Origin of the sequence: Candidatus Pelagibacter sp. (assembly GCF_052049575.1) — a bacterium.
GTDB lineage: Bacteria > Pseudomonadota > Alphaproteobacteria > Pelagibacterales > Pelagibacteraceae > Pelagibacter.
Genome location: NZ_JBNGZQ010000001.1, coordinates 302,380 through 321,740 on the forward strand (window position 1 = coordinate 302,380; position 19,361 = coordinate 321,740).

Sequence of the window (19,361 nt, forward strand, 5' to 3'; positions counted from 1 at the left end):
TCATGAAAAATATTTGTGACTGGAATAATTGCAATGAAATTGGTGAATATAAAGCACCAGTTGAAAAAGATAATAGTAAAAAGTTTAGATTATTATGTTTAAATCATGTCAAAGAATTCAATAAGAATTGGAATTATTTTTCGGGTATGAATGATGATCAAGTAATTGATTTTTTGAAATCAGACATGGTTTGGCATAAACCTACTCAGAGTTTTAGTTCTTCAGATAATTTTTTTAAAGTTCTTTGGAATAATACTTTAAAAGACGAACTTGACAAAGAAAAGTTAAAAAGTGATTTTAATCACATGGGACAATTTAGATATAATCACAAAGACATCAAAGCATTTGAAATATTAGGTATTTCAGTAGGATCTGGATGGGAAAAAATTTATGATAAATTTAAAATACTTGTTAAAAAATTTCACCCTGATATGAATTCTGGTAATAAAAAATTTGAAGAAAAACTTAAATCAATAACTTTGGCTTACACTCAATTAAAAAATACATATAGAGAAAAAAATTGACACCAAATATAAACAACCAACCTGACATAAAGCTATCAATAAAACAGACTTTTGGGATAGACTCAAATATGGAAGTGGATGCATTTTCTAAAAAAAATGAATATGTGCCAGAAATAGACAAAAATTATAAATTTGATCGAGATACTACTTTAGCAATTATCTCAGGTTTTGCTTTTAACAAAAGGGTTCTGGTTCAAGGTTATCATGGAACAGGAAAATCTACTCATATAGAACAAATTGCTGCAAGGTTAAATTGGCCGTGCATCAGAGTAAACTTAGATAGTCATATTAGTCGTATAGATTTGATAGGTAAGGATGCGATTGTTTTAAAAGATGGTAAGCAAGTTACACAATTTAACGAAGGGATTTTGCCTTGGTCCATACAAAATCCAGTGGCTTTGGTATTTGATGAGTATGATGCGGGAAGACCTGATGTAATGTTTGTTATACAGAGAGTACTTGAAGCTGAAGGTAATTTTACTCTTTTAGATAAAAATAAAGTTATTAAACAAAATAAATTTTTTAGATTATTTGCAACCTCTAATACTGTTGGTTTAGGAGATACAACAGGACTTTACCATGGAACCCAACAAATAAATCAAGGACAAATGGATAGATGGAATATTGTTACAACTTTAAATTATCTTAGCCTTGATAAAGAAATGGAGATAGTCTTAGCAAAAAACAAAGGTTTAGATACTACAAAAGGCAAAGAAAAAGTTTCAAATATGATTAAAGTTGCATCATTAACTAGAAAAGGATTTATAGCTGGGGATATATCTACAGTGATGAGTCCACGAACAGTTTTACACTGGGCTGAAAATGCAGAAATTTTTAAAGACACAGGTTATGCTTTTAGAGTGACGTTTTTAAATAAGTGTGATGAAATTGAAAAAAATATAATTGCAGAGTATTACCAAAGATGTTTTGGTGAAGAATTACCAGAATCCTTGCTGAACATTCAAATTTAATGAACAACAAAACTGAGAGTTTAAAGGAAAAGCTTAGACAAGCTTTATCCTCTACAGCAAGAGTAATCTCAGATGATTTGGGTATCGACCTAAAAAAAAATATTAAAAATTCTAAAAAACAAGATTTAATTGAATTAGAAAATTTAAATTCAAAAAACGATTTTATTAAGGCTAGAGCAGAAACAGATTCGAAAGCTCTTAAGAAAAAATTTTCTAATGAGTCAATATTTAAAAAAAATTTACCTTCCAGCTCATCATGTAAATCGCTTTACACAATTACAGAGAAAATAAGATATGAAAAATTGGGATCAAAAATGTTAAAAGGAATAGATAAAAATTTAAGGGATAATTATATTCAAATGATCGACCATAAAAGAAAAGATCAAATTAAATCCAAAGATGATGTACCTGTGGTTGAAGCTTTTGAACTATATATGCTGAAAAACTTCCACAATATCAAACTCAATTCTTTGACATCAAAAATGTTAAACTTCTGGGAAAAAGATTTTGATAAATCAATTTTTGAACATATAGAATTTTTTAAACAAAATTTAGAAAATCAAAATATTTATAGTTCGAAATTCTCCCAGATATTACAAGAAATGGATATTTTTCAATCAGAGGAAAATGATGAAAAAAAGGATGAAAACTCAGAGGATAATAAAGAAAATCAGTCAAGTGAAAATAATGATAGTGAAGATGAGGACAAAAAAGATCCTGATAAACAAGATGAAACAGAAGCCAGTCTAGACTCAGATTATAATATTGATGAATATAAATTAGATGAACAACTTGTAGATACAGAATCAGAAAAAGAAAACTCTGAGCAAGTTATCCAAAAGAAAAATTTAAAAGATTTAAATGTAGATTATGAAATTTTTACTACGCAGTTTGACGAAATTACGAAAGCCGAAAATCTTGAAAACGCAGATGAAGCACATAAGCTTCGAAAAACTTTAGATCAACAATTAATTGGTTTCCAAGATGTTATAACTAAACTTGCTAATAAACTTCAAAGACAATTATTGGCAAAACAGAATAGAGCTTGGGAGTTTGATCTAGAGGAAGGATTGCTCGATAGCTCTAAGTTACCAAGAATTATAATGGATCCATACAATTCATTATCTTTCAAGAAAGAAAAGGATCTAGACTTTAAAGACACGGTGGTAACACTTCTAATTGATAACTCTGGTTCAATGAGAGGTAGACCAATTACAATTGCAGCTATTTGCGCTGATATCTTATCTAGGACTTTGGAACGTTGCTCAGTGAAAGTAGAAATATTAGGGTTCACAACAAAAAATTGGAAAGGTGGGCAAAGTAGAGAGTTATGGAATAAAAACAATAAACCAAAGACACCTGGAAGATTGAATGATTTAAGACATATTATTTATAAAGGAGCTGATACACACTGGAGGCAGGCAAAAGATAACCTCGGGCTAATGTTAAAGGAAGGATTACTAAAAGAAAATATAGATGGGGAGGCTATAACATGGGCTTTTAATAGAATTAAGAAAAGAAAAGAGGAAAGAAAAATTTTAATGGTAATTTCAGATGGTGCGCCAGTTGATGACTCAACCTTATCAGTAAATTCAGGAGATTTTTTAGAGAAACATTTAAAAAAAATGGTTAAGTTTATAGAGGATAAATCTGAAATAGAAATTTTAGCCATAGGGATTGGTCATGATGTTTCTAGATATTATAAAAGAGCAATTAAGATAACTGATGTAAATGAACTTGGTGATGTAATGATTTCCCAATTAAGCTCATTATTTGATAAAAAAGCAAAATTACATTAAATTTTTTTTAAGTCTTGATTTTTCCATCTTATATTCACTTCAGCCCCGGATCGTGTTTTAGAATTTTGACAATTTAAAGAAGCAAAATTTTTTTCAAGTAAGTTTTTACCTATAAATATTCCTAGACCTAAACCCGATTGATTTTTATCTTTATTCTTTAGTGATCTTAAATAAGGTTCCCCTATTTTTGATAATATCTCACCTGGATATCCTTCACCATCATCTTCAATAGTAATTTCAGTATATTCATTGTTACTTTTAAGAGTTATAAATATTTTTTCTTTAGCAAATTTATTTGCATTTCCAATAAAATTTCTTAAACCGTATATAATCTCTATTGATTTAGGAATTTTTCTGGGACTTGAATCTTGATCAAAATTTAAAATAAATTTTTTATCACTTGTTTCTTCGTATGAATTGACAATTTGATTTATATATTTTTTAAAATTTAAGTCCTCATCTATAAAATCATCTTCTTCAATAGGATTTAAAGACAACCTTTTCAAAATTTGATTACATCTTTCAACTTGACTTGACAATAATTCAATGTCCGAGGAGAGTTCTTTACGGTCCTTTAATTGTAGTTTTAACTCTTGTGAGATAATTTTAATTGTGGATAGGGGGGTTCCAAGAGAATGAGCTGCTGCTGCTGCTTGACCTCCTAAAGATAACATCTCATGTTCTTGAGCCATAATTTCCTCCATTTTACTTAAAGCTTCTTTTCTTTTTCTAGACTCTGAGCCAAATACTATCGCAAAATAATTCAAAAAAATAAGAGCAATTATAAAAGCAATTGGAATTGAATAATAATAATATGGATCAACATGAAAGTGATTATTTAAAGGCGCAGGTAAATCCTCTGAGTAAAATGTCAGAAATGTAATCATTAATATTGTTGTAATAACAAGAAGTAAATTTGTCCTAATACCTAAATTTGATGACGCAAACACGCTAGGAATTAATAAAAAAATTACAAAAGGATTTACTATACCTCCTGTTAAATATATTAATGAACCTAATTGAAATATATCAATCATCAAAAAAATTAATGCTGATCTATCAGAGAGTTGTGTTTTATTGTAAATAAAAATCAAATAAAAATTACTTAAAATTCCAATAAAGATAATTAAATTTGATAGAATAAAATTAAAATCAAAATTTAGAAAAAAATAAACAATATAAACCGAAATTAATTGGCCTATTATACCAATCCATCTTAAAAAAATATAAGTAGATTTTTTTAAAGTATGAAATTTAGAAGTTTCAAAAAACTTCATATTCTAAATATCTAAATTTTGAACATTTATTGCGTTAGAAATAATAAAATCTTTCCTTAATGTTACATCATTACCCATTAAAGTATGTATCAATTCCTGGTCTTTTTTGGAGTTTTTTGAATACTGAACCTGAAGTAAATTTCTCGTTTCTGGATTAAGAGTTGTGCTCCAAAGCTCTTCTGGATTCATTTCTCCTAAACCCTTAAATCTTTGTATACTCATTTTAGATTTTTCAGTTTCTATTAGTTTTGAAAACTCCTTAGAACCTTTCTTAGATTTTTTAATTTCCTTACTGTTAGTCATTATATAATTTTCTAATTCTTCCTCGTCTTTTATATAAATTCCTTTAGAACCTTTGTTAATTTTAAATAATGGTGGTTGAGCAAGGTAAACATGTCCATGTTCTATTAATTTATTAAAAGGTTTATTATTAAAGAATGTTAATAATAATGCCCTAATATGTGATCCATCTACATCAGCATCTGTCATTATAATTATTTTTCCATACCTTAAATCTTTTAAATCAATTTCATGAGCTTTTGGATCTAATCCAAGTGCATTGATTAAGGTAACTATTTCATTTGATGATATCATTTTAGACAATGCTTTTGTTCTTTGATCTGAACCATTTCCGTTTCCATTTTTTTTAATGTTCAAATCTTCAACGTAAGTATTAAGTATTTTTCCTCTTAATGGTAATACTGCTTGATTTGATCTGTTTCTACCTTGTTTTGCTGAACCACCAGCTGAATCTCCCTCAACAATAAATAATTCTGTTCCATCTTGTTTTCCTATTTGGCAATCCGCTAATTTACCTGGAAGACCGCTCAATTCAATAGCACCTTTCCTTCTTACATTCTCTCTTGCTTTTCTTGCTACATCTCTGGCCATCGCAGCTTGTATTACTTTAGCTAAAACTATCTTAGCTACCGATGGATTCTGGTCAAACCATATCGATAACTTTTCATTTACTAATGTTTCAACTATCATTCTTACTTCAGATGAAACTAATTTATCTTTTGTTTGAGAAGAAAATTTTGGATCAGGAATTTTTGTTGACAGAACACATGTCAAACCTTCTTTAATATCATCCCCAGAAATAGTAAGTTTGTTTTTTTTGAGCAGATTATTTTCATTTGCATATTTATTTATTATTCTTGTTAAAGCGCTTCTAAAGCCGAGTAAATGTGTTCCTCCATCTTTTTGATAAATATTATTCGTATAAGGAAAAATATCTTCAGAATAGCCTGCGTTCCATTTTAATGAACACTCTAATTCTACATTATTTTTTTGGCCTTCAATATAAATTGGTTTTCTAAATAGATCATTTCCGTTTTTATTTTGTAATTTTTCTCTTTTATCGTCTAAATAATCTACAAATTCTATTAAACCTCCGTCATATTTGAATTCTAAGATTTTTTCTTTTTTTTGACTATTGTCAATGAATGTTATCTTTATACCTTTATTCAAAAAGGCTAACTCTCTCAATCGTTTAATTAGAATATTTGCACTGAATTTGATTGATGAGAAAACTTCCTTTGAAGGTAAAAAGGTTATTTGAGTCCCTGTTTGTTTTGATTTACCTGAAATTCTAAGAGGTGCTTTTGCTTCACCATTACTGAATTCAATAGAATATTTTTTTCCATCCCTATTTATTTCTAAGAATAATTTTTCTGAAAGAGCATTAACAACAGAAACACCAACACCATGAAGCCCTCCTGATACTTTATAAGAATCGTGATCAAATTTTCCACCAGCATGAAGTTGCGTCATTATTACCTCTGCAGCAGATTTTTTTTCTCCTTTATGTATATCTGTAGGGATCCCACGACCATCATCATTAACAGTAACAGTTCCATCAGAATTTAATTTAACATTTATATTTTTACAGTACCCAGCCAGAGCTTCATCGATTGAGTTATCGACGACTTCATATACCATGTGATGTAAACCAGTTCCATCATCGGTATCACCAATATACATACCAGGCCTTTTTCTTACCGCCTCTAAGCCTTTAAGCACTTTAATAGAGTCTGCTTGATATGTGTTTTTATTTGCCATTTTTTTAAATTAAGGAAAAAAAAATTATAACATTTTTTAGTAAAAATTGCTCAATTATAATCACAAATTTCTAATAAAAATCTTAAATAAACTTTATATATCAAGGCTTATTTGATGGCGGAGAGAATGGGATTCGAACCCATGAAAGGATTACTCCTTTACACGCTTTCCAAGCGTGCGCCTTCAACCACTCGGCCACCTCTCCAGATCATAAAATAAATTTTTTATAAAATTGATAATTGTCATGTAGATATTTTGGAAAAGTTTGATCTAAAATAACTTTCTTATATTGGTGTCCTCGATTAAATAAGTCAATTTTTTTATCAATTTTTGACTTTATTATATCAATGTCAGAATACTTACTATCACTAAATTCTGTGTGAGCAAATGTTTTGAGTTTAAGAGATATTTCATTAGGCTCCATGATATTATTGAAATGCCAACCAGCATTTTCATAAATTTGAATACTTTTTTCTTTATCAAATCTTAAAAAATTATATTTAAGATTTTTTGATTTAACTTTTTGACGCATATAATCTATAGAATTTAAGTTTTTTTTCTTACAAACTCTTGTCCCCTCCCAGGGCGTTTCGTAAGGGTTAAAGAGATTAAATTTATAATTAAAACATTTTTGATAAAAAATTCCATATTTTTTAACTAAATTGAAGTTTTTAAATATTTGTGGATTCGGAATTTCGTCAGGATCTGAAAAAAAAATATAATCATCTGGTTTAGCAAAAAGTAAGTTTTTCAAAATAAATTCTCTTTGAATAGCTTGATTTTTCCATACATCAATATTATTAGGAAATGGTTTATCTAGAGTAAAATATTTAACTTTGTTTGAGTCATAATCTCTAATATTAAAATTTAATTTTTTAATATTGTTTTTATGGTCATATCGGGACTCACAAATAACAAAATAATCAATATATTTTTTAAGGATATTGTACCTAAGATTAAACATGAAGTTGTTGTCAAAAAAAGTGACACAGTCAATAAATTTGTTTTTAATCATTTATCCATCTATCTAAAATTTTACTACCTACTAATATATCTTTTTTATTTGTGCCTGGAAAACTTGCCTCCTTTTTATTATTTAAAATATCATTACTAATTTCGTCAATTTCTCTAGAATAAATATTTTTTTCATTTTTTATTTTATAAATTTTTTTCTCTTCATTAATTAAAATTATTTCACCTTCGTCTGAATTCCAAGTATTAGTAATTAATATTTTGCCATTCTTGCCATTGATACTAGTAGAATATCCAATGTCTCTTAAAAAGGATGCGGTAATTTCAGCTTCAAATTTCTTATCAATGATCAATTTTACAGAACTTTCTACATCAATATCTTCAATTTTCTTTTTTTTGTTTTCAGATAAGTCAAAATTTTCAATATCCACTCCATTTATTAGAGATGCAATTAACAAGCTCATCGAGACAGTGTATGAACCATGATCTAATATGGCTCCACCACCTAACAATTTAGAAAAAATTCTTTTTTTTTTGTTAAATTTACTTGAATTAAAAAGTCCAAAAAAACTTTTTTTTGATAACAAATCTTTTCCAAATGAAGATTGCATTGAAATAATTTGACCAATTCTGTTATTCTTTAATAACTCAATTATTTTCGTTATTTGGGGATGATATCTAAACATAAAACCCTCTCCTAAGAAAAATTCATTAAAATTTGGGTGATTAAAAATATTTTGTGTTTCTCTAAAATTTATAAATGCTGGCTTTTCAACGAGTATGTGCTTTTTAAACTCTAATGATTTATGTACCCATTCATAATGGAGATTATTTGGCAAGGCTATATAGACTACATCTATTTTATTATTATTTAATAACTTCTCGTAATCATTATGACAATTAATTGTATCAATATTAAAATTAGCCTTAAATTTTGATAATTTATTCTCTGATTTACTCGCAATTGCTATTAATTTAGCATTCTTTGTATTATAAAATGATTTTGCAAACTCATGAGCTACATTTCCAAGTCCAATTATTCCCCATTTTACCACTTCACCCATAATTTAAATATTCTTTATCATAAATGATTAAGAAGAAAATAAAATCATATTATAAAAGTTTAAGATCAAAAGTTTTTAAACATATTCATGGTAAAATCTTGATCAAAAAAAATTTTTCTTCTGTTGTTGATATTTCTCAAATCAACGATCCTAAAATTAGAAGTTTCGAAAATAGAAAGTACAAATTTTATACAGTCAAAAAAGCTAAAATATTTACAGATAATAATGAAAATGTTGCTGTTATTAAAGACAATTTTTTATTACCTGAATTATCTTTTCAACAAGTAAATGGAAGATTAAAAAGTGTGAAATATAATTCAGTATTAAAGAAGGGTACAACGTCATTAGTGAAAAAATTCTCTGGCACTGTTCTGAATCTGTCTCAAGGAGGTAGTGGAAACAATTATTTTCATTTCATATTTGATATAGTCCCAAAAATATATATTTCACTGAATAAGATAAAAAAGAAAATAAATTTTTATTATGTTTCTAGACCACAGAAATGGCAAATCAAAATATTTAATATTTTAGGTGTTTCAAAAAAAAAATTAATTGATAGCTCAAAATATAAACATATTTTTGCTGATAAAATAATATGCATTGATCATCCCTGGTATTACAAAGGTTATATTCAAAATGAGGTGAAGAAAATCCCAAAATGGGTAATACTTATCAATAGAAAGATTTTTTTAAACAAATCAGTCAAGTTAAACTCCTTTGAGAGAGTTTTTTTAGACAGATCAACATCTAGATTTAATCATTGCAAAATCTACAATCAAAGCTCTTTAAATGACTGGCTTAAAAAAAATAGTTTTGGAATTTACAACCCAGAAAAACTTTCTCAGGAAAAGCAGATATATCTTTTCAAAAATGCCTCAATCATATTGGGTGCTCATGGAGCAGCACTTACAAATATAATATTTTGTAAGCCAGGCACAAAAGTTATTGAAATTATACCTGCTGACCATCCAAATAAAAAATGTGAGAGAATAAGCAAAATTTTAAAACTCAGATACTTTAGAATAAAAACAAAACCTGACAATAGTGATAAAAATTTTCCTTTTAAAATTCATTTGAATAAAAGACATTTAAAAATTATCAATGATAAAATTAATCTTTAGAAATTTTTAATACTCCAATAAATGCTTCTTGTGGTATCTCGACTCTTCCAAACTGCTTAGATCTTGCTTTACCTTTTTTTTGTTTTTCAAGAAGTTTTCTTTTTCTATCTGTGGCTCCACCTCCATGAATTTTTGTCAAAACGTCTTTCTTGAAACCTTTAATTGTTTCTCTTGCAATGATTTTACCTCCAATTGCGGCTTGTACTGGTATCATAAAATTATGTCTTGGGATCAAATCTTTTAATTTTTCACAAACCTCTCTTCCAGTTTTCTGCGCAAAGTCTCTATGAATCATCATTGCTAATGCATCAACTGGCTCAGCATTAACTAAAATTCCTAGTTTTACCAAATCACCCTCTCTATGATCAATGATTTCGTAATCAAAGCTTGCATATCCACTAGTCATTGATTTTATTCTATCATTAAAGTCGAAAACTACTTCGTTTAAAGGTAGCTCATAATTTAAAACTGCTCTATTGCCTGAATAGGTTAAATTAATTTGAATACCTCTTTTATCTTGGCATAATTTTATAATTGAACCTAAATATTGATCTGGTGTAATAATTGTTGCTTTTATCCAAGGTTCCTCGATTGATTTAATTAATGTTGGATCGGGTAAACTTGACGGGTTTTGTAGATCAATTGTATTACCTTTGTTCAAATTTACTTTGTAAACAACACCTGGAGTTGTTGTTAATAAATTTACATCAAACTCTCTTTCTAATCTTTCTGTAATTATTTCAAGATGAAGTAATCCCAAAAAACCACATCTAAAACCTAAACCAAGAGCAGATGAGGACTCGGCTTCAAATGAAAAACTTGCATCATTTAATTGAAGTTTTGCTAATCCATCTTTTAATTTTTGATATTCTGAACTATCGACTGGAAATAGCCCACAGAAAACAACAGGTTTGCTCGGTTTAAAGCCAGGTAATGGATTTACTAATGGCTTAGAGGCATCACAAATTGTGTCTCCAACTTTTGTATCAGATAAAACTTTTATTCCTGTTGTGATAAAACCAATCTCACCAGCATTTAATTCGTTTATATCTTTTGGTTTAGGAGTGAAAACACCAACTTTTTCAACAACATAATCTTGATTCGTTGAAAGCATTTTAATTTTCATATTTTTAGCAATTGTTCCATTTATAACTCTTACTAGTATAACTACTCCAAGGTATGTATCGTACCAACTATCTACTAATAAACATTTTAAATCTTGCTTTAAATCACCTTTTGGTCCTGGTAATCGACTTATTATTTGTTCTAATATCTCATCTATACCTTCACCAGTTTTTCCAGAACATGGAATAGCATTTTCAGTATCTATACCAATTACATCTTCAATTTGTTTACTGGTTCTATCTAGGTCCGATGCTGGTAAATCAATCTTATTTAAAACTGGAATTATTTCATGATTAGTATCTAGTGCTTGATAAACATTAGCTAATGTTTGTGCCTCAACACCTTGGGTACTGTCGACAATAAGTATGGAACCCTCACATGCATAAAGGGATCTGCTGACTTCGTAACTAAAATCAACATGTCCTGGAGTATCTATTATATTTAATATGTATTCTTTTCCATTTTTAGCTTTATAGTTTAGCTTAACTGTTTGGGCTTTAATTGTAATTCCTCTCTCTCTTTCAATATCCATAGAGTCTAAAACCTGAGCTTTCATTTCCCTTTCTGTTAAACCACCACATTTGTGAATTATCCTATCTGCAATTGTTGATTTACCATGATCAATGTGTGCAATTATTGAAAAATTTCTTATATTATCGATAGTGTTCATTTAAATATTAAGATCGAATTTTTGCGCCAGTTTTATTTTCAACAGTCTTGATTATCAAGTTATTAATTTTTTCTAAGTCTTTCTCATTTAAAGTTCTTTCAGATGACTGTATCGTTACGCTGATTGCTATCGATTTCTGATTTTCAGGAATATTATCACCCTCATAAACATCAAAGACTTTAATATCTTTTATTAAACTTTCGTCTACATTTGAAATAATATCTATCAAATCTTGGGCTTTTACTTCTTTGTTTACGATAAATGCAAAATCTCTTTCAGATTTTTGATAATCTGAAAATGAAAATTTTACTTTTAGATCTTTAAGGGTCTTTTTCGGTAATTCTAAATTTTCCATAAAGATCTCAAAACCGACTAAAGACTCTGTTTTAATATCAATCTGTTTTAAAATATTTGGATGAATTTCTCCAAAATATGCAGCTATTTGATTTTTTTCATTATTTAAAAATAATCTTCCTGATTTCCCGGGGTGATAATAATTGGGTGTTTCATTATCAATAAAAAATTTTTCTGAATTATAACCTACCTCAACTAAAGTTTGAACAACATCTCGTTTCACATCAAATACATCTACGTTTCTATCCTTTTCAATCCAAGATAATCTAGATTTTTTACCTGCTGACAATCCACAAACAACCGTATTTTGTTCACCGGGATTAGAACCATTAAAAATAGGACCTATTTCAAATATTGATAAATCTTTAAAACCTCTGTCGAGATTTTTATTTATATGCATTATTAAATTTGAAAAAATTGAATTCCTTAAAACTCCTAATTCAGAACTAATAGGATTAATAATCTTTATCTCTTTATTTGTATCTCTGAAATAATCATTATAACGTTTATCAGTAAACGACCAAGTGATTGCCTCCAGATAACCTTTGGATGCGACTGATCTTTGTAAAAAATGAAATAATTTCTGAAATTTATTTAAAGTAGATTTTTTTCTTTTTTTAATTGGCTCTATATACTTTATCTTTTCATAACCACTTATTCTAACCAACTCCTCAACAATATCTACTTCCTGTGAAATATCTGGTCTCCATGAAGGAACAGTTAATTCGAGTCTTTTCTTATCCTTTTTTACTTCAAAACCAAGATCCCCTAAAATTTTAATCATTTCTTTTAAAGAAATTTTAAAACCAGATATTTTTTCAAAAATATTTGGATCAAATTTAATCTTTTTTGTTTTGTAAGTTTCTATTTTTTGAACATCAATTTTGCTAATTTCACCGCCACAAATCTCTTTTATTAATTTTGCAGCTTTATTTAAACCATCTTCGATTGATAACGGATCTATACCTCTTTCAAATCTAAATTTTGCATCGGTATCAAGATTTAATTTTTTTGCTGTATTTCTTATTGATCCCGGTTCAAAATAAGCTGACTCAAGTAATATATTTTTTGTATTAAATTCTGTACCAGATCTTGTGCCACCAATAATTCCTCCAAGTCCTAAAACACCTTTATTATCGCTAATAACACACATGCCACTCTCCAGTTTATAATTTTTATTATCAAGTGCTGTAAACTCTTCTCCAGACTTAGAATTTCGAACAATTATACCCTTTTCAATTTTATCAGCATCATAAGCATGTAATGGTCGATTAATATCGAGCATAACATAGTTTGTAATGTCAACTATTGCTGAGATTGGTTTTTGACCAATAGAAATTAACTTATCTTTAAGCCATTTAGGGCTTTCAGAATTTTTCACATTTGTTATCAAACAACTGCCAAACGCAGTACATCCTTGGCCTTTTTCCTTATTAATTTTTACTTTTAAGGTGTGTCTATTTTTTGAATGATTTTTTTTTTCTTCTAAATCTACTAGCTTTCCAAAACCTGATGCAGCTAGATCTCTTGCTATTCCCCTGACTCCAAGACAGTCTGGTCTATTAGGTGTTATGGATAAATCAATAAGATTTGATTTTGATTTTGAAAAATAACTTTTACCAATATTTTTTCTAAATTCCTTGGTTAATTCAGTAATCCCATCGCTTTCATCAGACAGATTCAATTCAGACTCTGAACAAAGCATTCCATAAGAAGTAACACCTCTTATTTTAGCGACTACTAATTTTGTCTTGGTTTTAGGGATAATTGCACCTGGAGGAGCATATATAGTAAGCAATCCTTCTTTTGCATTTTCTGCACCACATACAACTTTTTTAATTTCATTCTCTCCAATATTTACGTCACAAACTTTAAGTCGATCTGCATTTGGATGTTTTTCAGTTTTTATAATTTCAGCTACTTTGAATAATTCATTATCACCAGAAAGACTTTTTACACTCTCTACTTCTAGACCAATATTGGTAAGTTGCTCTAAAAGTTTTTTTTCTTTTAGATTCGTCTTTAGATGATCTTTTAACCAATCAAATGTTATTATCATCGACTGAGGCCTCTATAATTCGTAGGTACATCCAATGGGTCAAATCCAAAATGATTCAACCATCGATAATCACAATCAAAAAAAGCTCTTAAGTCATTGATTCCATATTTCAGCATAGCAAGTCTATCTATCCCAATACCAAATGCGTATCCCTGAAACTTTGATGGGTCTACTTTAACATTTTTTAGAACATTGGGGTGAACCATTCCACACCCTAAAATCTCTAACCATTGATTTCCTTCTCCTATTATAATTTTTCCATCTTTCATCTCGTATCCAATATCAACTTCAGCGGATGGTTCCGTAAAAGGGAAATGACTAGGTCTAAATCTCATCTTAATTTTATCTACCTCAAAAAACTCTTTGATAAAATAATTTAAACATCCCTTTAGATGACCCATGTTTATATTTTTGTCTATATGAAGTCCCTCAACTTGGTGAAACATTGGTGAATGAGTTTGGTCACTGTCTGATCTGTAAGTTCTTCCAGGTGCAATTATTTTAAATGGTGGCTGGTCTTTCAACATAGTTCTAATTTGAACTGGAGAAGTATGTGTTCGCAATAGTTTCTGCTTTTTTTTATCTAGATAAAACGTATCATGCATATCCCTAGCAGGATGATTTTCTGGCGTATTTAGTGCTGTAAAATTATTGTATTCATTCTCGACGTCTGGTCCTTCTTCAACGCTAAAACCTATTTCGGAAAAAATTGATGATATTTCATCGATCGTTTGTGAGACTGGATGAATTTTTCCTCGAACAAATGATCTTTCAGGTAATGTAATATCAATTTTTTCTTTTTCTAATTTCTCGTTAATTTCAGCACTTTTAAATTCATTTGTTTTTGAATTTATTAAATCCTGGAGTTCATCTTTAATTATATTTAAGTCAGAGGCAAATTTTTTTCTCTCTGACTCTGCAATTGTCCCAATCTTTTTAAATTGAGTTGAAATTAATCCACTTTTACCAAATAGATCAGATTTAATTTGGTTTATTTCTGAAATATCTAATTTTCCACTAAGCTTTGAAAGAAATTCATCTTTTATTTTTTTAAGATCTGACATTTTTACAGATTATTTCTTCAGAAAAATAAAACAATAGCGAAGATTAATTTAAAGCTGATTGAGCTTTTTGAACGATAGTTTTAAAGGCTTCTGGACTATCATAGGCTATCTCAGCTAGAATTTTTCTATCAATTTTTATTCCACATTTATTTAATCCATTAATAAACTTAGAATATGTCAAACCTTCTGCTCTAACCCCAGCATTTATTCTTTGTATCCACAGTGACTTAAAATCTCTTTTTTTATTTCTTCGATCTCTGTATGCATATTGCATAGCTTTTTCCATAGCTTGCTTTGCAACTCTGATAGTATTTTTTCTTCTGCCCCACTGACCTTTAACAGCTTTTAAAACTTTTTTATGTTTTGCTCTACTAGTTACACCTCTTTTAACTCTTGCCATATTAACCTCTTAAACTGTAAGGCATATACGACTTTACAATTTTACCGTCTTGTTTCGACATGGTTGTAGTGCCTCTTAATTTTCTTATTTGAGAATTTGTTCGTTTTATCATGCCATGTCTTTTACCAGCTTGGGCCATTATAACTTTACCTTTTGCAGATATTTTGAACCTTTTTTTTGCAGAGCTTTTTGTTTTTAGTTTTGGCATAATTTTGCGAGTTTATACAAAGAATGTTATTAATTTACAACTACTATTAAAGCTTATAAAGGCTGAATTACCATTATCATTTGCTTTCCATCGAACTTCGGATGTAATTCTACCTTACCAATTTCCTTCATATCCTCTTTGATCTTTGTCATTAACTCATTGCCTAAATGTGAGTGCTGAAGTTCTCTACCTTTAAATCTTATTGTAAATTTTACTTTATCGCCTTTAGCAATAAATTTTTTGGCATTTTTAACTTTGAACTCGTAATCATGTGTTTCAGTTACAGGTCTCATTTTTATTTCTTTTAATGCAATTATTTTTTGTTTTTTTTTAGCAAGGTTTGCTTTTTTTTGTGCATCATACTTATATTTCCCCATGTCCATGATTTTGCAAACTGGTGGATTTGCATTTGGAGCTATTTCTATTAAATCTAAACCTTGATTCCTCGCCATCGATATTGCTTCGTTTGTGCTAATGACACCTAAATTTTCTCCGTCACTTCCTATAACTTGAACTTCAGGAGATGAAATTCTATTATTAGATCTTGGACCTCGATCTTTAGTTCTTTTTTGAAAATAATTTTGCTTAAAATCTGCCACTTAAATTTAAGATACTTTATTTAAAGCAGAAAATGTTTTTAAAAATTTATTTAGTTCCATATTTTCTTGTTTATTAGAATCCAACCTTCTAATAGTTACGGAGTTACTGTCAACTTCTTTTTTACCACAAATTAATAAAATAGGGACTTTTGCAAGGGAATGTTCTCTTATTTTATAGTTTAAATTATGATTTTTTAAGTCAACTATTGAACTCATCCCAGCTTCTTTTATTTTTTTGGAAACTTTACTTGCATATTCCTCAAAATCTTCTGAGATTGGAATTACTACTGTTTGTAACGGAGATATCCAAAATGGAAACTTACCAGCATAATTCTCAATTAAAATTCCAATAAATCTTTCAAGTGATCCAAACAAAGCTCTATGTAACATCACTGGAACTTTTTTTGTTCCATCCTTGTCAACATAAGTAGCATCTAATCTTCCAGGTAAGTTTAAATCTACTTGTACTGTTCCACATTGCCAATCTCTACCAATTGCATCTCTTAAAACAAATTCTATTTTTGGACCATAAAAGGCACCTTCTCCCTTATTTATACTGTATTCTAATTTCGTTGCTTTGACTGCTTCTAATAATGATGCCTCGGCTTTATCCCAAACTTTATCTTCGCCCACTCTTACTTCTGGTCTGTCGGCATATTTTAACACCACTTTTTCAAAACCTAAATCTTTATAAATATCTAAAATCAAATTTGTTACATTTAAACACTCACTTGTAATTTGATCTTCTGAACAAAAAATATGTGCATCATCTTGTGTAAAAGCTCTTACTCTTAGAAGACCATGTAAAGCTCCCGATGGTTCATATCTATGTACTTTACCAAATTCTGTTATTCTTAATGGTAAATCTCTATAACTTTTTAAACCTTGATTAAAAACTTGTATATGACCCGGGCAATTCATAGGTTTTATTGCAAAAACTTTTTCGTCAGGAGTCTCGGAAGTATACATGTTTTCACCATATTTTTCCCAATGCCCCGATTTTTCCCATAATAATCTATCTAATACCTCTGGAGTATTCACTTCTTTATATCCTGCTGCATCTTGGCGTGCTCGCATATAATTAATCAATTTTTGAAATAATGCCCAGCCCTTCTCATGCCAGAAAACAGATCCTGGACTTTCTTCTCTAAAATGAAATAAATCCATTTCTTTGCCAAGTTTCCTATGATCTCTTTTTTCCGCTTCCTCGATTCTTTTTAAATAATCATCTAAATCTTTTTGAGATGCCCAACCAGTTCCATAAATTCTTTGTAACATCTCGTTTTTTGAGTCTCCACGCCAATATGCTCCAGCAACTTTTGTAAGCTTAAATGCTTTACCAATTTTTCCAGATGAAACTAAGTGTGGACCTCTACACAAGTCATGCCAAGTATCCCCGTGGTGATATACGGTTAGCTCCTCACTCTCTGGAATACTCTCTATTATTTCTGCTTTATATTTTTCACCAATTTTTTTGAAATGACTTATTGCTTTATCTCTTTTCCATACTTCTCTTTTTGTTTTTACATCTTTATCAATTATTTCTGACATTTTTTTTTCTATTTTTTCTAGATCATCCTCTGTAAAAGGCTCTTTACGAGCAAAATCATAGTAAAAACCATTTTCAATTACTGGTCCTATAGTCACTTGTGTACCAGGGTATAATTCTTGAACAGCCATTGCCATTATATGCGCAGTGTCATGTCTTATAACTTCAAGACCTTCTGGATCTTTTGCAGTAAAGATTTTTACAGAACAATCTTTTTTAATTGAAAAATACAAATCTTTTAACTCACCGTCGACACTCATTATTAATGCTTGTTTTGATAATGACTTGCTTATTTTTTCTGCAACATCTAAACCTGTGACTTCTTTGGGAAATTCAATATTTTTTCCATCTGGTAATGTAATTGTAGGCATTTAGTTTAATAGTCTTTTATACTCTGAATATGTAGAAAAACACATTTTTTCAACATTAAATTTTTTTATTATATTGTTTCTTCCCTCTTTACCTATAAGATTTATAGATCTTTCGTCCATTGTTAATCCATGAATTATTTTTTTACTTAAAGACTCTGCATTCCCCGATTTAAATAAGAAGCCTGTTTTTTCATCAATAATTGTCTCATTGGATCCTCCAATATTACTAGCTATAATTAATTTTTCCATAGATTGTGCTTCCACAGCTACTCTTCCAAAAGCCTCTGGTTCAATTGAGGCTGATACAATTATATCAGAGACTTTATAAGCTAATGCCATATCCTCACAATGATCTATAAATTTAATTTGATTTGTTAAATGATATTGCTCAGTCAGACGGATTAATTTTTTTTTATATAGATCTCTACCTTGATCATTTCCAAGTATAACTGCGTGAAAAGCTTCATAACCTAATTCAATTTTGACAAGATTAATTGCTTCAATAAATAATTCTTGACCTTTCCAAGAAGTAAGTCTACCCGGCATTAAAATTATTTTTTTTTCATCATTTATATTCCATTTTTTAAGTAAGTTTTTTTCATCATTTTCTAATTTTGTAGAAGAGTCAAAATAATCAACATTTATTCCCCTAAAAATAACTAAAAATTTTTTTTGGCTTTTTAAAAATTCAGAATAATTTTCTTTAATATGAGAAAAAATAAAATTTGATCCTGCAATAACCAAATCAGATCTTACCATCACAGAATTATAAAATTTTTTAAGCTTCCCACTAAAATTATAGGTTCCATGAAACGTGGTAACAAACTTTCTATTAGTTAACTTTGTTGCAAATAAGCAAGACCAAGCTGGCGCTCTACTTCTTGCATGAACAATTGAGATTTTAAAAAATAAAATTATCCCGATTAATAAAATTGTATTTATTAAAATCAATAATGGGTTTTTACTATGTACTGGAAGTTTAATTAATTTTACTTTTTTTTTATCAACAAATTTTGTTAATTCCCCTCCGCTAGTTACTATAAAAGACTCGCACCCATTTTCTGGTAAATAGTGAGCAATATCATAACATCCAGTTTCTGCCCCTCCGTAACCTAGTTTTGGTATTACTTGCAGGACTTTTATATTAGACGACATACAGTAAGATTATATAAT

Annotated in this window: 16 protein-coding genes and 1 tRNA gene; 4 read left to right on the forward strand and 13 right to left on the reverse strand. The window is 29.1% G+C overall.

Features of this window, described 5'->3' with window-relative positions:
* Nucleotides 1–2 precede the first annotated feature (2 nt).
* The 3 genes from ACTT9C_RS01585 to ACTT9C_RS01595 are packed head-to-tail and all read left to right on the forward strand — an operon-like array spanning nt 3 to nt 3,294.
* Complete coding sequence (locus ACTT9C_RS01585; protein ID WP_440922755.1) at nt 3–524, forward strand: J domain-containing protein; 522 nt, start codon at nt 3–5, stop codon at nt 522–524.
* Nucleotides 521–1,495 (forward strand): cobaltochelatase subunit CobS, encoded by a 975-nt coding sequence (gene cobS / locus ACTT9C_RS01590; RefSeq protein WP_440922756.1) that lies wholly within the window; start codon nt 521–523, stop codon nt 1,493–1,495. The genes ACTT9C_RS01585 and cobS overlap by 4 nt, the downstream gene beginning before the upstream one ends.
* Entirely contained in the window at nt 1,495–3,294 is a 1,800-nt protein-coding gene (locus ACTT9C_RS01595; RefSeq protein ID WP_440922757.1) for a cobaltochelatase CobT-related protein, read from the forward strand. The genes cobS and ACTT9C_RS01595 overlap by 1 nt, the downstream gene beginning before the upstream one ends.
* On the opposite strand, the gene ACTT9C_RS01600 is transcribed toward ACTT9C_RS01595, so the two are convergent.
* From ACTT9C_RS01600 to ACTT9C_RS01620, 5 genes are all read right to left on the reverse strand, one after another.
* Nucleotides 3,291–4,571, reverse strand: coding sequence for an ActS/PrrB/RegB family redox-sensitive histidine kinase (locus tag ACTT9C_RS01600; protein ID WP_440922758.1), 1,281 nt, complete (start codon nt 4,569–4,571; stop codon nt 3,291–3,293). The genes ACTT9C_RS01595 and ACTT9C_RS01600 overlap by 4 nt on opposite strands.
* A 3-nt stretch (nt 4,572–4,574) precedes the next feature.
* A complete protein-coding gene (locus ACTT9C_RS01605) occupies nt 4,575–6,632 on the reverse strand; it encodes a DNA gyrase subunit B (protein WP_440922759.1) in 2,058 nt (685 codons plus the stop codon).
* A 115-nt stretch (nt 6,633–6,747) separates the two neighbouring features.
* A tRNA-Ser gene (locus ACTT9C_RS01610) sits at nt 6,748–6,837 on the reverse strand.
* A 3-nt stretch (nt 6,838–6,840) separates the two neighbouring features.
* Nucleotides 6,841–7,647, reverse strand: a complete 807-nt coding sequence (locus ACTT9C_RS01615; protein ID WP_440922760.1) for a glycosyl transferase family 17 — start codon at nt 7,645–7,647, stop codon at nt 6,841–6,843.
* The gene (locus tag ACTT9C_RS01620) at nt 7,640–8,668 is read right to left on the reverse strand and encodes a Gfo/Idh/MocA family protein (protein WP_440922761.1); all 1,029 of its coding nucleotides are present in this window, start codon (nt 8,666–8,668) and stop codon (nt 7,640–7,642) included. Before ACTT9C_RS01620 ends, ACTT9C_RS01615 begins: the two co-directional genes overlap by 8 nt.
* A 23-nt stretch (nt 8,669–8,691) precedes the next feature.
* Between ACTT9C_RS01620 and ACTT9C_RS01625 the strand changes: the two genes are divergently transcribed.
* Nucleotides 8,692–9,789 (forward strand): glycosyltransferase family 61 protein, encoded by a 1,098-nt coding sequence (locus ACTT9C_RS01625; protein ID WP_440922762.1) that lies wholly within the window; start codon nt 8,692–8,694, stop codon nt 9,787–9,789.
* On the opposite strand, the gene lepA is transcribed toward ACTT9C_RS01625, so the two are convergent.
* Genes lepA through ACTT9C_RS01665 form a run of 8 tightly spaced genes read right to left on the reverse strand, consistent with a single transcriptional unit; the run spans nt 9,779 to nt 19,343 of the window.
* Nucleotides 9,779–11,584, reverse strand: a complete 1,806-nt coding sequence (gene lepA, locus ACTT9C_RS01630; protein WP_440922763.1) for a translation elongation factor 4 — start codon at nt 11,582–11,584, stop codon at nt 9,779–9,781. The two genes, ACTT9C_RS01625 and lepA, sit on opposite strands and share 11 nt — an antisense overlap.
* A 7-nt stretch (nt 11,585–11,591) precedes the next feature.
* Nucleotides 11,592–13,997 carry a phenylalanine--tRNA ligase subunit beta gene (gene pheT / locus ACTT9C_RS01635; RefSeq protein WP_440922764.1) on the reverse strand — a complete coding sequence of 802 codons (2,406 nt, stop codon included), beginning with the start codon at nt 13,995–13,997 and terminating at the stop codon, nt 11,592–11,594.
* Nucleotides 13,994–15,061 (reverse strand): phenylalanine--tRNA ligase subunit alpha, encoded by a 1,068-nt coding sequence (gene pheS / locus ACTT9C_RS01640; RefSeq protein ID WP_440922765.1) that lies wholly within the window; start codon nt 15,059–15,061, stop codon nt 13,994–13,996. Before pheS ends, pheT begins: the two co-directional genes overlap by 4 nt.
* Nucleotides 15,062–15,104: 43 nt before the next feature.
* Nucleotides 15,105–15,461 (reverse strand): 50S ribosomal protein L20, encoded by a 357-nt coding sequence (gene rplT / locus ACTT9C_RS01645; RefSeq protein WP_440922766.1) that lies wholly within the window; start codon nt 15,459–15,461, stop codon nt 15,105–15,107.
* Nucleotide 15,462: 1 nt separating this feature from the next.
* Nucleotides 15,463–15,669, reverse strand: coding sequence for a 50S ribosomal protein L35 (gene rpmI, locus ACTT9C_RS01650; RefSeq protein WP_440922767.1), 207 nt, complete (start codon nt 15,667–15,669; stop codon nt 15,463–15,465).
* A gap of 53 nt (nt 15,670–15,722) precedes the next feature.
* Nucleotides 15,723–16,268, reverse strand: a complete 546-nt coding sequence (gene infC / locus ACTT9C_RS01655) for a translation initiation factor IF-3 (protein ID WP_440922768.1) — start codon at nt 16,266–16,268, stop codon at nt 15,723–15,725.
* A gap of 6 nt (nt 16,269–16,274) precedes the next feature.
* Nucleotides 16,275–18,188: a threonine--tRNA ligase gene (gene thrS / locus ACTT9C_RS01660; RefSeq protein ID WP_440922769.1), complete on the reverse strand. Its 1,914-nt coding sequence runs from the start codon at nt 18,186–18,188 to the stop codon at nt 16,275–16,277.
* A complete protein-coding gene (locus ACTT9C_RS01665) occupies nt 18,189–19,343 on the reverse strand; it encodes a glycosyltransferase family 4 protein (RefSeq protein ID WP_440922770.1) in 1,155 nt (384 codons plus the stop codon).
* Nucleotides 19,344–19,361: the final 18 nt, after the last annotated feature.

What these genes read in the sequence shown, in the direction of transcription:
- ACTT9C_RS01585 (WP_440922755.1), top strand. Translation starts at nt 3, where the DNA reads ATGAAAAATATTTGTGACTGGAATAATTGCAATGAAATTGGTGAATAT.
- ACTT9C_RS01595 (WP_440922757.1), top strand. Translation starts at nt 1,495, where the DNA reads ATGAACAACAAAACTGAGAGTTTAAAGGAAAAGCTTAGACAAGCTTTA.
- ACTT9C_RS01600 (WP_440922758.1), bottom strand. Translation starts at nt 4,571, where the DNA reads ATGAAGTTTTTTGAAACTTCTAAATTTCATACTTTAAAAAAATCTACT.
- ACTT9C_RS01605 (WP_440922759.1), bottom strand. Translation starts at nt 6,632, where the DNA reads ATGGCAAATAAAAACACATATCAAGCAGACTCTATTAAAGTGCTTAAA.
- ACTT9C_RS01615 (WP_440922760.1), bottom strand. Translation starts at nt 7,647, where the DNA reads ATGATTAAAAACAAATTTATTGACTGTGTCACTTTTTTTGACAACAAC.
- ACTT9C_RS01620 (WP_440922761.1), bottom strand. Translation starts at nt 8,668, where the DNA reads ATGGGTGAAGTGGTAAAATGGGGAATAATTGGACTTGGAAATGTAGCT.
- ACTT9C_RS01625 (WP_440922762.1), top strand. Translation starts at nt 8,692, where the DNA reads ATGATTAAGAAGAAAATAAAATCATATTATAAAAGTTTAAGATCAAAA.
- lepA (WP_440922763.1), bottom strand. Translation starts at nt 11,584, where the DNA reads ATGAACACTATCGATAATATAAGAAATTTTTCAATAATTGCACACATT.
- pheT (WP_440922764.1), bottom strand. Translation starts at nt 13,997, where the DNA reads ATGATAATAACATTTGATTGGTTAAAAGATCATCTAAAGACGAATCTA.
- pheS (WP_440922765.1), bottom strand. Translation starts at nt 15,061, where the DNA reads ATGTCAGATCTTAAAAAAATAAAAGATGAATTTCTTTCAAAGCTTAGT.
- rplT (WP_440922766.1), bottom strand. Translation starts at nt 15,461, where the DNA reads ATGGCAAGAGTTAAAAGAGGTGTAACTAGTAGAGCAAAACATAAAAAA.
- rpmI (WP_440922767.1), bottom strand. Translation starts at nt 15,669, where the DNA reads ATGCCAAAACTAAAAACAAAAAGCTCTGCAAAAAAAAGGTTCAAAATA.
- thrS (WP_440922769.1), bottom strand. Translation starts at nt 18,188, where the DNA reads ATGCCTACAATTACATTACCAGATGGAAAAAATATTGAATTTCCCAAA.
- ACTT9C_RS01665 (WP_440922770.1), bottom strand. Translation starts at nt 19,343, where the DNA reads ATGTCGTCTAATATAAAAGTCCTGCAAGTAATACCAAAACTAGGTTAC.